The sequence below is a fragment of the Mycolicibacterium arenosum genome (assembly GCF_024320865.1).
Lineage (GTDB): Bacteria > Actinomycetota > Actinomycetes > Mycobacteriales > Mycobacteriaceae > Mycobacterium > Mycobacterium arenosum.
On sequence record NZ_JANDBD010000013.1, the window covers coordinates 95,758 to 109,595 of the forward strand.

At 67.9% G+C, this 13,838-nt stretch carries 14 protein-coding genes and 1 tRNA gene; 4 read left to right on the forward strand and 11 right to left on the reverse strand.

What is annotated here, in order from left to right:
* Positions 1 to 46 precede the first annotated feature (46 nt).
* Positions 47 to 517, forward strand: a complete 471-nt coding sequence (locus tag NM203_RS27015) for a carboxymuconolactone decarboxylase family protein (protein WP_255063684.1) — start codon at positions 47 to 49, stop codon at positions 515 to 517.
* Between the two features lie 67 nt (positions 518 to 584).
* On the opposite strand, the gene wzm is transcribed toward NM203_RS27015, so the two are convergent.
* Genes wzm through NM203_RS27040 form a run of 5 tightly spaced genes read right to left on the reverse strand, consistent with a single transcriptional unit; the run spans position 585 to position 5,565 of the window.
* On the reverse strand, positions 585 to 1,415 hold the full coding sequence (gene wzm / locus NM203_RS27020; protein WP_255063685.1) for a galactan export ABC transporter permease subunit Wzm/RfbD: 831 nt from the start codon (positions 1,413 to 1,415) through the stop codon (positions 585 to 587).
* Complete coding sequence (glfT1, locus tag NM203_RS27025) at positions 1,412 to 2,356, reverse strand: galactofuranosyltransferase GlfT1 (RefSeq protein ID WP_303625273.1); 945 nt, start codon at positions 2,354 to 2,356, stop codon at positions 1,412 to 1,414. The genes wzm and glfT1 overlap by 4 nt, the downstream gene beginning before the upstream one ends.
* On the reverse strand, positions 2,307 to 3,119 hold the full coding sequence (gene wzt / locus NM203_RS27030) for a galactan export ABC transporter ATP-binding subunit Wzt/RfbE (RefSeq protein WP_255063687.1): 813 nt from the start codon (positions 3,117 to 3,119) through the stop codon (positions 2,307 to 2,309). Before wzt ends, glfT1 begins: the two co-directional genes overlap by 50 nt.
* Positions 3,120 to 3,121: 2 nt before the next feature.
* Positions 3,122 to 3,625 (reverse strand): bacterial proteasome activator family protein, encoded by a 504-nt coding sequence (locus tag NM203_RS27035; RefSeq protein WP_255063688.1) that lies wholly within the window; start codon positions 3,623 to 3,625, stop codon positions 3,122 to 3,124.
* Entirely contained in the window at positions 3,622 to 5,565 is a 1,944-nt protein-coding gene (locus tag NM203_RS27040; protein ID WP_255063689.1) for a DUF6541 family protein, read from the reverse strand. The genes NM203_RS27035 and NM203_RS27040 overlap by 4 nt, the downstream gene beginning before the upstream one ends.
* 112 nt (positions 5,566 to 5,677) lie before the next feature.
* Here NM203_RS27040 and NM203_RS27045 point away from each other — a divergent pair, with 112 nt between their 5' ends.
* The gene (locus NM203_RS27045; RefSeq protein ID WP_255063690.1) at positions 5,678 to 6,874 is read left to right on the forward strand and encodes a cysteine desulfurase-like protein; all 1,197 of its coding nucleotides are present in this window, start codon (positions 5,678 to 5,680) and stop codon (positions 6,872 to 6,874) included.
* A gap of 4 nt (positions 6,875 to 6,878) precedes the next feature.
* On the opposite strand, the gene NM203_RS27050 is transcribed toward NM203_RS27045, so the two are convergent.
* The gene (locus NM203_RS27050) at positions 6,879 to 7,862 is read right to left on the reverse strand and encodes an NAD(P)H-quinone oxidoreductase (protein WP_255063691.1); all 984 of its coding nucleotides are present in this window, start codon (positions 7,860 to 7,862) and stop codon (positions 6,879 to 6,881) included.
* Between the two features lie 45 nt (positions 7,863 to 7,907).
* On the opposite strand from NM203_RS27050, the gene NM203_RS27055 reads away from it, so the two are divergent.
* Positions 7,908 to 8,420: a MarR family winged helix-turn-helix transcriptional regulator gene (locus NM203_RS27055; protein WP_255063692.1), complete on the forward strand. Its 513-nt coding sequence runs from the start codon at positions 7,908 to 7,910 to the stop codon at positions 8,418 to 8,420.
* 19 nt (positions 8,421 to 8,439) lie between these two features.
* Positions 8,440 to 8,529 (forward strand) — tRNA-Ser (locus NM203_RS27060).
* On the opposite strand, the gene NM203_RS27065 is transcribed toward NM203_RS27060, so the two are convergent.
* From NM203_RS27065 to NM203_RS27085, 5 genes are all read right to left on the reverse strand, one after another.
* A complete protein-coding gene (locus NM203_RS27065; RefSeq protein ID WP_255063693.1) occupies positions 8,508 to 9,410 on the reverse strand; it encodes a hypothetical protein in 903 nt (300 codons plus the stop codon). The two genes, NM203_RS27060 and NM203_RS27065, sit on opposite strands and share 22 nt — an antisense overlap.
* A 333-nt stretch (positions 9,411 to 9,743) precedes the next feature.
* Entirely contained in the window at positions 9,744 to 11,156 is a 1,413-nt protein-coding gene (locus tag NM203_RS27070; RefSeq protein WP_255063694.1) for an NCS2 family permease, read from the reverse strand.
* 45 nt (positions 11,157 to 11,201) lie between these two features.
* A complete protein-coding gene (locus NM203_RS27075; RefSeq protein ID WP_255063695.1) occupies positions 11,202 to 11,705 on the reverse strand; it encodes an isoprenylcysteine carboxyl methyltransferase family protein in 504 nt (167 codons plus the stop codon).
* An 8-nt stretch (positions 11,706 to 11,713) separates the two neighbouring features.
* Entirely contained in the window at positions 11,714 to 12,820 is a 1,107-nt protein-coding gene (locus NM203_RS27080; protein WP_303625274.1) for a type III polyketide synthase, read from the reverse strand.
* Between the two features lie 190 nt (positions 12,821 to 13,010).
* Positions 13,011 to 13,835 (reverse strand): crotonase/enoyl-CoA hydratase family protein, encoded by an 825-nt coding sequence (locus NM203_RS27085; RefSeq protein ID WP_255063696.1) that lies wholly within the window; start codon positions 13,833 to 13,835, stop codon positions 13,011 to 13,013.
* Positions 13,836 to 13,838 lie beyond the last annotated feature (3 nt).

Sequence of the window (13,838 nt, forward strand, 5' to 3'; positions counted from 1 at the left end):
CGAATTGAACCATGTGGACGGTTCTTTGCCGCCTAGCGTTATCGGCATGACGCACACCCTCGAGCAGCCCACCGCCATCCACCGCCTGAAGATCTACAAGGTCTCGCCCGAGCTCTACGACGCGATGATGAAGCTGTCCACCGAGGCGGCCAAGGACATCGATCCCACGATCGCCGAGCTCGTCAAGATCCGTGCCAGCCAGCTCAACCACTGCGCCTTCTGCCTCGACATGCACGTCGCCGACGCCCGCGAGCAGGGCGAGACCGAACAGCGCCTGGCGCTGATCGCGGCGTGGGAGGAGGCGGGCACGCTCTTCACCGATCGTGAGCGCGCCGCCCTCGAGCTCACCGAGGCCATCACCGAACTCGGCAACGGCCACGTCTCCGACGACGTGTACGCCAAGGCCGCGGACGTCTTCAGCGAGAAGGAACTCGCCCAGGTCATCGCGATGGCCGTCACCATCAACGCGTGGAACCGGTTCAACGTGGCGACCCGGATGAAGGCCCCCCGTCGCTAGCCCCGAACGTGAAGATATGCGCGAGACCGCGCCCGAATTTCGCGCATAGCTTCACGTTCGCGGGGAGCTAAACCCAGTAGGCGACCCGCGAGCGGTACTGCCGCATCGCGAGCAACGTGACGACCCACCCGACGACGGTCAGGACGATCACCACCGCCCAGTGCCGCCATTCCTGGTCGGCCCCGAGCAGTGGCGCGCGGACGATGTCGACGTAGTGCAGCAGCGGGTTGAATTCGATGATCCTGGCCCATGTTCCGGCGCCCTGCTCCTGCAGCATCTGGTCGTTCCAGATGATCGGCGTCAGGTAGAACAGCAGCTGCACCAGGCTGAAGAGCAACGGGCTGATATCGCGGTAGCGGGTGGCCAGGATGCCGAAACACAGTGCCACCCAGACGCAGTTCAGCACGATCAACGCCAGCGCGGGGATCACGGACAGGTCGGTCCACTTCCACGGCTGCGGGAAGATGACGGCGATGATGACGAAGATGATGACGTTGTGGCCGAACAGGATCACCTGACGCCACACCAGCCGGTACACGTGCACCGACAGCGGTGTCGGAAGTTGTTTGATCAGGCCCTCGTTCGAGACGAACACGTCGGCGCCCTCGAGGATCGAGGCGTTGATGAGGTTCCAGATGATCAACCCGAGCGTCACGTAGGGCAGGTGCTCGGCCAGTGGCAGACCGAACAGCACTGAGTACAGCCCGCCGAGGGCGCAAGCCATCGTGCCGGTCGCGATGGTGATCCAGAACGGGCCGAGCACCGAGCGTCGGTACCGCTGCTTGATGTCCTGCCAGCCCAGGTGCAGCCACAACTCGCGCTTGCCGAATCCCGTGGCGAGGTCCTGCCACGCGCGCCCGAAGGTCTTCGACTGCGCTGCCGCGTCGATGAACGTCACGTGTCAGTCCTTCCGAATCTCTCGCGTCTGCCCAACCCCCGCAAGCGAAGCCACTCCCGGAAGCCCGCCGGATCGCGCTGGGACACCAGGAAGAACCAGCCGAAGCGCAGCCACTCCTGCAGCAGCTGGTGCCGCATTCCGCGTTGGGCCTGCAGGTAACCCCGGTTGCGATAAACGAAGTAGCGCTTGGTCTCGTCGGCCGGGTACTGCGTGTGCATCCGGCCGTTGAGGATGGGCTTGAACTCGTCGGACCCCTGCGGGTGCAGGTAGATCGCGTCGAGGCAGGTGCCGAACGGCAGCTTCGACAACAGCAGCCGCCGGTGCACGTCCGTCTCGTCGCCGCGGATGAAGAGCCGAAGATCCGGCACGCCAACGGCTTCCACCGTTGAGGCCCGGAACAGCGCCCCGTTGAACAGCGAGGCGATCCCGGCGAGCAGGTCACCCTGCCCGTCGACGCGCAACTCGGACACGTGCCGCCGCCACACCAGGCCGCGGCGCAGGGGGAAGGCGAGTCGGTCGGGGTCGGCGAGGTCGCAGACCATCGGCGACACCTCCGCCAAGCCGTGCCGGTCCGCACACGCCAGCAGCGTCGCCAGTACGGAGTCGTCGGCCGGCCTGCCGTCGTCGTCGGCCAGCCAGACCCAGTCCGCACCGAGGCTCAGCGCGTGGAGTATGCCCAGCGCGAACCCGCCCGCCCCACCGAGATTGCGGCGAGAACCCAGGTATGTGGTCGGAACAGGCTGTGCCGCAACGAGTTCGGCGACCGCGGGATCGTCGTCGTTGTCGACCACGACGAGGTGGTCGGGGGCCCGGTTCTGCGAGGTCACCGCGCGCAGCGACTCGGCGAGGGCGGCCACCCGGCGGTGGGTCACCACCACCGCGCACACCGTGTCAGGCACGCGCGTCCTCGTCGAGCACCTCGCGGACGTGACGCGCCGCATCCTCGCCCTCGTAGGCGCGCACGACCTCCTCGATACCGCCGGTCATCTTGATGGTGCCGTGGTCGACCCACATCGCGGTCTTGCACAGCCGGGCCAGGAATTCGTTGCTGTGGCTGGCGAATACGAGGATGCCGGAGCGCGCCACCAGGTCCTGCAGCCGGGTGCGGGCCTTCTTGAGGAACTCGGCGTCGACGGCGCCGATGCCCTCGTCGAGAAGGAGGATCTCCGGGTCGATGCTGGTAACCACGCCCATCGCCAACCGCACCCGCATGCCGGTGGAGTAGGTGCGCAGCGGCATCGAGAGGTAGTCGCCGAGTTCGGTGAAGTCCGCGATCTCGTCGACCTTGGCCGCCATCTGCTTGCGGGTCTGGCCGAGGAACATGCCGCGGATCAGGATGTTCTCGAACCCGGAGATCTCCGGGTCCATGCCGACGCCGAGATCGAACACCGGGGCCACTCGGCCGCGCACGGTGGCCGATCCGCGGGTCGGCTCGTAGATGCCCGACAGCAGGCGCAGGAGCGTCGACTTGCCCGCGCCGTTGTGCCCGACGAGGCCCACGCGGTCACCCATCTCCAGCGACATGGTGATGTCGCGTAGCGCCTCGATCACCACGACGTTGGACTCGTTGCGGCCGATCGCGCCGCCGGCCTTGCCGAGGAAGGCCTTCTTCAACGAGCGCGACTTGGCGTCGAAGATGGGGAACTCGACCCATGCGTTCTGGGTCGAGATCGACGGGTGCTCACTGCTGGGCGGGCTACTCACCGCTAGATGTACTGACCTGTCCCGGACTGATGCCCCGGGCCACCGGGGACGCCGGTGACGCCGGGGGGCAGCGCGCCCTGGCGCATCTGCTCCAGCTGCTGGCGGGCCGCCATCTGCTGGGCGAACAACGCGGTCTGGATGCCGTGGAAGAGGCCCTCCAGCCAACCCACCAGCTGCGCCTGCGCGATGCGGAGCTCGGCGTCGGACGGCAGCGCGTCCTCGCCGAAGGGCAGCGCGAGACGCTCGAGTTCCTCGCGGAGTTCGGGTGCCAGCCCCTCCTCCAGCTCGTGCACGCTGCGCGCGTGGATCTCGCGCAACCGGCTCCGGCTCGCGTCGTCGAGCGGGGCGGCCCGGACCTCCTCGAGCAGCTGTTTGATCATCGTGCCGATCCGCATGACCTTCGCCGGCTGTTCCACCAGGTCGGTCAGCGACTTGCCCTCGGCGTCGGAGGTGTCCCCGGCGTCCTGCGAATCGATGATCTCGAAGTCGTTGTTCTCGGTCGTCATGCGCCCTGCCACTCGTAGATGCGGTCCGAGCCGTTGTCGTAGATCTTCTTCCACGACCGCGACTTGTCTAGCGAGACTAGTCCGTCGGGCATGGCGAACCCGAGGACCACCGGGGTGCTGGTGATGGCGTACCGGATGTTGAGCGCGTGCACCGCCTCGGCGACCCTCGGATCGGTGTCGGCGTCGTCGGCGTACGCCCAGAAGATGAAGCGGTGATAACCCGGCCCCTGCTGCTGGGGGTAGTCGTAGTGGGTCCACAGCGGATGAAGGCCGTTGACGGCGTACATCCACGCCGTGCCGTCGGTGTTGGCGTTGCCGATGAGGGTGTCGCGGGCGCCGGGCAGCGTCGCGAGGTACGCGAAGGCCTCGAGGTCCTTGTCGTCGACCATCACGCGGTCGTACTTCTGGCCGATCAGATACGCGTGCCTCGGGAAGTAGTGCCATGCGACGCCGACCGTCGAGACGACCAGCAGCGCAGCGGTGAGGGCGTAACCGGCGCGCGCGCCGAGACGCGGCGTGACGCGGTGCACACCGGCCACCGCGGCGGCGATCGCGGCGAACAGGGCGATCCCCGCCATCGGTGTGATGAGCAGGGTGACCACGGCCGACAGTCTGCGGGGGTCGCTGTAGAACAGGTCGCTGAAGGTGCCCGTGATGACGCCGACGGGCCCGCCGAACGGCGCCGACGAGTGGACGATCGAGACGATCATGAGCAACCACACGGCCAGCGGCCACCAGATGCGCCGGACCAGCAGGATGACGCCGCCGATGCCCGCCAGCGCGATCAGGATGTTCTGGATCGGATAGTCGTTGAGGTGTCGCGTGTGCTGCACGATCGCGTCGAAGAGCGCCTTCTTCTTCCCCTCATTCGTCACGAACGCGTGCCCGACGATGATCTCGGCCTGCTGCAGCACCCCGACGAACTGGGGTAGGAGCAGTACGAGGGTGGTTACCGCGACGGCGGCCAGGGCGACGACGTCGCGGAGGCGTCCGCGCACCGGGTGCCACAGGGCGTCGCACAACCACCACGCCGCGACGAAGACGACGGCGACGACCCCGCCGGTGATGTGCACGGAGAACACCCCGACCAGCGCGATGATCGCGATCGGGATGCGGTCGCGGTGCCGGAGTGTCGACGCGATCAGGGCGAAAGCGGGCACGGCGACGCCGTAGGCGACGAGGTTGGGCATCGACGCGGTGTCGAACTCGACGTAGGGGACCGCGGTGAACGACGCCGACAGGGCCGCCGCCGCCGCTGCGGCGCCCGCGGTGCGCCACTGGTCGGTCCGCGGTCGCAGCAGCTGCCACGTGAGCGTCGCCGCGCTCACCGGGAACAGCCAGACCGCGGCGGCCAGGGAGTTCAGCGTGTAAGCCGTGGTGGGCGCCGCGCCGGTGAGCTGGGCCTGCACGGCGGCCAGCGCGTGGAACGTCGACGGGTAGTAGAGCGTGTCGTGGGTCTCGACGTTGCGCAGATCGCCCATGTGGGTGGGAGAGGCCTGCCCGGTGTCGAGGATGAATCTGATCGTGTTGGCGTGCCAGACCGAGTCCCAGGTGCTCGGAACGGATTGCCAGTTGGGCATCCCGCGCATTGCTGCGATCAGCACCAGACCGGCGCCGAGTGCCACCCCGGCGGCGACCACCAGCGCAGGTCCACGCGCTGCGCCGAGCGTCTCGGCGGTCCGGTCGCGGAAGCGTGAAAGAGCTAGCTGCGCAACGGTGACGAGGGTCACAGCAACGAGCAGAGCAAGCATCGCCGTGCCCGCGTTCCACGGAACTCCGATTGCGCCCATCGGCAGGATCGCCAGCGCGATTACCCCGTAGGTCAGGGCGGGGCCGACGGCGATGGCGGTCGGCCAGGTTAGCTGTGCGGTGCGCGCCACGATTGCTCCGGGGATGACCAGCAACAACGTCGCCACTAGGACTCCGGCTGCCAAGGTCACTGCACTAGTATGGCTGCCCAGGTGACTAGGTCTGCCGGGGCGTACGTGGCGATCTGCACCTGACCAATTCGTTTCGCGTTGCGTTATTCACAGACACTCGAAGGTGGCTGGCATGGCATACGACGTTGCCCGGGTGCGAGGTCTGCACCCGTCGTTGGGCGACGGCTGGGTGCATTTCGACGCCTCGTACGGCATGTTGCTGCCGGATTCGGTCGCGACGACCGTGTCGACCGCCTTCCGCGGGTCGATGACCACCGACGTCGGCCCGCACCCCGCCGCCCAGCGCAGCGCCAACGTCCTGAAGGCCGCGCGCCAGGCCGTCGCCGACCTCGTCGGCGGGGACCCGCGTGGCGTGGTGCTCGGCGCCGATCGCGCGATCCTCCTCTCGGCGCTCGCGGATGCGGCGCCGAACCGGATCGGGCTCGGTCAGGAGGTCGTGGTCACACGCCTCGACGACGAGGCCAACGTCGCGCCGTGGCTGCGCGCCGCGAGCCGCTACGGCGCCAAGGTCAAGTGGGCCGAGATCGACATCGAGACGGCGGACCTGCCCGCGTGGCAGTGGGAGACGCTGATCGACAACCCAACTCGGTTGGTCGCGATCACGTCGGCGTCGTCGTCCGTCGGGACGGTGACCGATCTGGGCCCGGTCACCAAGCTCGCGCACGAGAACGGTGCGCTGGTCGTCGTCGACCACTCGGCGGCCGCTCCGTACCGTCTGTTCGACATCGTCGACACCCAGGTCGACGTCGTCGCACTGAACGCCGTCGCATGGGGCGGACCGCCGCTGGGCGCGTTGGCATTCCGCGAACCCTCCGTCATCGAGACGTTCAGTTCGGTGTCGATGAACCAGTTCGCCACCGGGACCGCGCGCCTCGAGATGGGCGGTCACCAGTTCGGCATGCTCGCCGGTCTGGTTGCCAGTGTCGAGTACCTGGCCAACCTCGACGAATCGGCGTCGGGGTCGCGGCGCGAAAGACTGGTCCACTCAATGCAATCCGTGGGTATCTACCTGGATCGCATGTTCGACTACCTGGTGACGGCGCTGCGCTCGCTGCCGCTGGTGATGTTGATCGGTCAGCCCGAGGTGCGGATCCCCGTCGTGAGCCTGGCCGTACACGGGGTGCCCGCGGACCGCGTCGTGCAGCGGCTCGCGGACAACGGCGTGCTCGCGGTGTGCAACACCAGTTCGCGGGTACTGGACGCCATCGGCGTGAACGACATCGGCGGCGCGGTCACCGTCGGCCTGTCGCATTACACGACGATGGGCGAGATCGACCAGCTTGTGCGCGCGCTCGCCTCGCTCGGTTGACGCGTCAGTCCGACACGCGCAGAACGACTTTCCCCGTCACCTCGCCGGAGCGCAGCAGTCGGTGCGCTTCCTCGGCCCGAGCGATGGGCAGCTGGGCGCCGATGATCGGACGGACCCGTCCGTCGGCGATCATCGGCCACACGTTCGCCACCACCGCCGCCACGATGGCCGCCTTGCCCGCCGGCCCGTCGACGGGCCGTGAGCGCAGTGCCGTTGCGATGACGCCCGCCCGCTTGGCCAGCAGCTTGCCGAGGTTGAGTTCGCCCGTGACGCCGCCCTGGAAGCCGATGACGACGAGTCGACCGTCGGGTGCGAGGGCGTCGATGTTGCGGTCGAGGTACGAGGCGCCCATCAGGTCGAGGATCACGTCGGCCCCGGCCCCGTCGGTCGCCTCCCGGATGCGTTCGACGAAGTCCTCGTCGCGGTAGTTGATCAGCACGTCCGCACCGAGTTCGGCACACAGCGCGAGCTTCTCCGCCGATCCCGCGGTGACGGCCACGCGGGCGCCGAGTGCGTGCGCCACCTGGATGCCGTGCGTGCCGATGCCGCTGCCGCCGCCGTGCAGCAGCACGGTCTGACCCGCTGAAAGATTCGCTGTCATCACGAGGTTGGACCACACGGTGCACGCCACTTCGGGAAGTCCGGCGGCGTCGTGGCGATCCACACCGGAGGGGATCGGCATCACCTGACCGGCGGGTACGGACACCCGTTCGGCGTATCCGCCGCCTGCCAGCAAAGCGCAGACCGGCTGACCTACGGACCAGCCGGTGGCGCCCGAACCGATCTCGGTGATTTCCCCGGAAACCTCTAGCCCGATCACGGGGCTGGCGCCGGGGGGCGGTGGATAGTGTCCGGCGGCTTGGAGGAGGTCGGCGCGGTTGACGCCGGCAGCAGCGACTTTGATCATGATTTCGCCGGGTTGAACTGCGATGTCCGGAACGTCCCGCCACGCCATGCCGGTGGCGGGGTCGGCAACGATTGCTTGCATGTTCATAACCTTACGGGCAGGCCACGACCGTCCTACTATGTGGCAATGGGGGACATGACCGCCACACCAGGGACAGGCGCAATGCCGGGCCTCGATGCGGCGGAACAGCGCGCGTGGCAAAACTTCCTGGACGCGTCCCTGCGGCTCTACGCAACGCTCAACCGGTCCCTCGTCGAGACACACCAGCTCACCTTGAACGACGTCCGCCTGCTCGACATCCTGGACCGCTCGCCGGCGGGCTGTGAACGCATGGGCGACGTCGCGGACGAGCTGCTCTCGTTGCCCAGCAGGGTAACTCGCCAGATCCACCGGCTGGAGTCGCAGCAGTTGGTGACGCGCAGCCCGAGCCCCGACGACGGCCGAGCGGTCCTGGCGACCATCACCCCGTCGGGCCGGGCGCGACTGCGCGAAGCCATCGAAACCTACGGGGAGGGCGTGCGCGCGAACTTCGTGGGCAAGCTGTCGAAACCCCAGGTCGTCGCGATGGGAGAGAACTGTCGGCGCATCATCGCCGCGCTGCAGACCGATCCGTCGCCCGCTCGCCTGGGGCGGGTCTGAACCCCTTACGATTGTCGGCGGTGGCGTGGCAGAGCGGCCTAATGCACTCGCCTTGAAAGCGAGAGACGGCTAACACCGTCCGGGGGTTCAAATCCCTCCGCCACCGCCACATCGGCGACCCAGTGCCCTCCGCTGACGGGGAGTGAGCCGTCCCCACAGGGCCCGGATCCGGTGGCGCGGGAGCATCAGACGCTCGTAGGTGTAATACGGCTGGTGACTCGAGTACGCGAACGTCACCGAGTACCGCTCGGTGCAGGTGGGCGCGAAGACCCGGTGGAACACCTGCCCGGTGTCGGCGTACACGGTGGTGAACCTCGGTCCGGTCACGCGATGCCACTCGCTCCTGGGTACGACGTCGGCCATTCGCTCGTCGGAGACCGCGTGGTGCTGTCGGGAGCTCAGCGAACTCACGCGCGCCGTATGAGTCCGGTCGACGTAGCCGAACGGCCCCGCCCCGTCGTCGACGTCGGAGAGGTAGACGATGACCTTGAGGATGCGTCGATCCTCGTGGTCGAGATGCCACGATCGCACCGTCTCGTGGCGGGCGCCCTGAGCCGACCGGACGAGTTCGCGTTTCACTTCGACGCCGAGGTAGCGCGGCGGCAGGCCGATGTAGTTCTCGGCCAGGTCGAGAAAGCGGTTCGACAGGCCCCAGATGAACACATCGGGTTCGTCGCTCAGTTGCCGGGGGGACGCCTTCACGCACGGCTCGGGGGTGCTCGTCTCTCGAAGCGTCTCAATGAGCCGGTAGGCGGCGCCGAGCACCTCCTCGGGCATGTCGATCGTCTGCAGCGACACCCCGCGGGCCTCCAGCGCGTCGATGATCTCGCGGTCGGAAACGGACACCGCGGGAACGTGTTCCACGTGTTCGGCGATCCGGGTCGCATACCTCGCATCGGCCAGCGGTCGCACGATGCGCGACTGCATCAGCGTTCTGCGGTGGAACGCGGCCCGACGCCGGCCGGCGCTCGCCAGGCGTAGCGCGAACATCGTGGCACCGGTGGGTGCGCGCCGGGCGCCGATCGGGGAAACGCGACTCTGGCTAAGGCTCATGCTGGAAATCGGCGGCACACCGTAGTTCGCCAGAACGTCAAGATCACGCTCAGGATTCTGCCAGGAAGCGGGTCCGGTGAAGGTTACGAAAGTATGTCCGGCTCGACCGCTGTTTTCGCGTTAACCGTTAATAAGCAGCGCTTTTGACAGTGAACGCCAAACGACGGATCCCCGACTACTGACTCCGCGGGGTTGGCTCCGGTACATCGTCCGTGAATTTGCCTGCTGTCCGAAACCGTCCGGAACCGACTTGCCAGCGCAAAGCGGTGCTCACACCCCGATGAGGCCGTCGACCCAGCCCCGAGCGAAGTACAGCAGAAAGCCGACGGCGACGATCCACAGCAGCGGGCTGATCTCGCGGGCCTTGCCGGACGCACTGCGCAGCACCACCCACGAGATGAACCCGACGCCGATGCCGTTGGCGATCGAGTAGCTCAGCGGCATCACCGCAACGGTCAGCACCACGGGCAGCGTCACCGAGAAGTCGGAGAGGTCGATCTCGCGCAGATGCGAGGCCATCATCGCGCCGACGATCACCAGTGCGGCGGCCGCCACCTCGGAGGGCACGATCGCCGCCAGCGGCGTGAGAAACATTGCGGCGAGGAACAATACGCCCGTCACCAGGCTGGCCAACCCGGTTCGGGCACCCTCGCCGATGCCCGAGCCGGACTCGATGAACACGGTGTTGGACGACGCCGACACCGCGCCGCCCGCGACGGCGCCTGCGCCCTCGACGACGAGCGCTGACCGCAGCCGCGGGAAGTCGCCCTGCTCGTCGGCGAGATCGGCCTGCCGCGACAGCCCGGTGAAGGTGCCCATGGCGTCGAAGAAGTTGGTGAACACCAGCGTGAAGATCAGCATCACGGCGGCCAGGATGCCGATGCGGCCGAAGCTGTCGAAGCTGAAGGCGCCGACGAGCGACAGATCGGGCACCGCGAACGGCGACCCCGACAGCGTCGGCACCGACAGACTCCAACCGCCGGGCTTGTCCTGCGACGAGCCCAGGTGCCAGACGGCCTCGACGATCACCGCCGCGACCGTTCCGCTGACGAGGCCGATCAGGATGGCCCCGCGGACCTTCCGCGCCACCAGGGTGCCGGTCAGCAGCAGCGTCAGCACGAAGATGACGGCGGGCACGGTGGTGATCGAGCCGACGCCGCCGGTACCGAGCCCCAGCGGCGGTGACGGGAAGTCGGTGCCACCCACGAAACCCGCGTCGACCAGACCGATGAACAGGATGAATAGCCCGATACCCGCGGTGATCGCGAGCTTGAGCTGCATGGGCACGGCGTCGAAGATCATCTTGCGCAGCCCGGTCACCGCCAGCGCCACGATGATCAGGCCGTTGATGACCACCAGGCCCATCGCCTCGGGCCACGTCAGCGAACCGACGATGGAGCTCGCGAGGAACGAGTTGATGCCCAGGCCCGCCGCGAAGGCGAACGGCAGCCGGGCGATGACGCCGAAGACGATCGTCATGACGCCGGCGGCCAGCGACGTCACCGCCGACACCTGAGTGAAGCCGAGCTCGTTGCCCGCCACATCGGGAGTGCCCGACAGGATGATCGGGTTCAGCACGATGATGTAGGCCATCGTGATGAAGGTGACGACGCCACCACGCAATTCGGTGGCCACCGTGGAGCCGCGGGACGAGATCTCGAAGAAGCTGTCGAGGCGAGTCACGGCTCGACCTTAGGAGATGGGCCGGGCCTGCGCCCGACCCAACCCTCAGGCGTAGCCCAGGGCCGCGTTCTCGGCGCGGATCCGGACGTTCAGCACCGCGGCGTTGGCGATGCTGAACACGATCGCGGTCACCCAGGCGGAGTGGACCAGGGGTAGCGCCGCGACCTCGGCGACCACCGCCGTGTAGTTCGGATGATGGATCCACCGGTAGGGCCCGCCTCGCACCAGCGGCGCGTTCGGGACGACGATCAGCCGCGGGTTCCAGTGCTTACCCAATGTGGTGGCGCACCACCAGCGCATCGCGGTGCTGAGCGCCACCACGCCCACCATCGGCCAGCCCAGCCACGGCACGAAGGGTCGGTGCAGGGCCGCCACCTCGAGGATGCACGCGACGAGCAACAGCGTGTGCATGCCCACGATCACCGGGTAGTGCCCGCGGCCGAACTCCTTGCCGCCGTTGGCGAAAGACCACGCCGCGTTGCGCCGCGCCACGACCAACTCGACCAGTCGTTCGGCCCCGATCGCGAGGATGAACAGGTAGTAGTACACGTCGCCTCCTACCAGCTCAGCAGTAGCAGTTCGAAGCTGAACCCCGGACCCATCGCCAGCATCACGCCGAGCTCGCCGGGGCTCGGCGGCTCGAGCACGGTACGGCGCAGCACGTCGAGTACCGACGCGGACGAGATGTTGCCGTGCTCGCGCATCGAGTCCGCGCTGTGTGCAAGGGCGGCCGGCGGGAGTCCGATCGCGCGCCGAATCGAGTCGATCACCTTGGGGCCACCGGGATGGCACACCCAGGTCGCGATGTCCGCGGTGGTCAGCCCGTAATCGGCCAGGAACCCGTCGACCTCCGCACCCAGGTGGTCGTCGGCCATTCTCGGCACGTCACGGGACATCACCAGCCCGAAGCCGCTGGAGCTGACGTTCCAGCCCATGACGTCGATCGTGTCGGGGAACAACCTGCTGCGGGTCGCGAGTATCGACGGCCCCGACGGGGCGGTGGGGTAGGCCGGGGCACGATCGGCGCCGGTGCCGACGACCGCGGCCGCGCCGTCCCCGAACAGGCAGACGCCGATGAGCGCGGGGATGGAGGAGTCGTCGCGCTGCAGGGTGAGTGAGCACAGCTCGACCGACAGCAGGATCGCGACGTCACCGGGGTAGCCCCGCAGATAGTCGTGCATGCGAGCCGTTCCCGCCGCGCCCGCCACGCAGCCCAGCCCGAACAGCGGGATGCGCTTGATGTCGGGCCGAAACCCGACGCGGCCGGCGAGGCGGGCGTCGATCGTCGGCACCGCGACGCCGGTGCTCGACACGGAGATGACGGCGTCGACGTCCGAGGGCTCCAATCGGGCCGCCTCCAGTGCCGCCCGGATGGCCTGCGTTCCGAGGTCGGTCGCGACCTCGACATAGGCGGCGTTCGCTTCGGTGAACCCGGTCATCTCGGCGTAGCGCGGGAGCGGAACCGCGAGGTTGCGCGACTCCACTCCGCTGGTCTGGGTGAAGCGTTCGAAGCCGGGTGGCGCGACGTCGGTGAGCTCGCGGGTGACCTCGTCCTGGGTGTGGCGGTGAGGGGTGAACGCCACCGCCGTGCTCGCGATGCGTGGAGCGCCGATCCGTTGCAGGGCAAGGCGATCGGTTGATGTGAAAGGGGTTGTATCAGTCATGGCGCCGAATATCCGCGCCGAATCTGAAAAGTCACCCGGAAGTGAAAACGAACACAGCGCGGAATAAAAAGGGGCGCTATTCCATTGCGGGCGTGGCTGATATCGCTTTGACCTGGGAGAAGCCCGGATTCAGGTCGGCCGGCGGCTAAATGCGGTCGCCGAATTCTGGCGACTTCATCGGGGAATGCTGCTATTCACCCTGGAATTCCGGCGGCCGCTTCTCGAACATCGCCGTGATGCCCTCGCTGAGATCCTTGCTCGGCAGGAACGCGGAGTTCCACGCGGCGACGTAGCGCAGGCTGGCCGACACCGCGGCGGTGCGCTGCTCGTCGAGCACGTCCTTGATGCCGTTGACGACGAGCGGCGGGTTGGCGGCGATCTCGCGGGCGGTGGCGTGCGCGGCGGCGAGGCTGGCCTCGGCGTCGTCGTACACGTCGTTGACCAGACCGATCTTCTCGGCGCGGGATGCGTCGATGTCGCGTCCGGTCAGGGCGAGTTCACGCAGATGCCCGTCATTGAGGATCAGCGGCAGCCGGGCCAGCGAGCCGACATCGGCGACGATCGCGAGCTTCACCTCACGCACCGAGAACTTCGCGTCCGCGCTCGCGTAGCGGATGTCGACCGCGGAGATCAGGTCGACACCGCCGCCGATGCACCAGCCGTGCACCGAGGCGATGACCGGGGTGCGGCAGTCGGCGACCGCGGTGATGGACTGCTGCATCGTCTTGAGGTGAGCGTGGAAGTCCGCGCGGGGTTTGGCGGTCGCGCCGTCGGCCATCACCGCCGCCAGCGTGCCGCCCATCGCGGCCAGGTCGAGCCCGTAGCTGAAGTGCTTGCCCGAGCCGGTCAGCACGATCGCGCGGATCGCAGGGTCGGCGTCGAGCGACCCGAACACCTCGGGCAGCTCCGCCCAGAACGCCGGGCCCATCGCGTTGCCCTTGCCGGGGCCGATCAACGTCACCTGCGCGACGTGGCCCTCGACGTCGACCGTGACGGATTCGTAGGTGTCACCCATGCC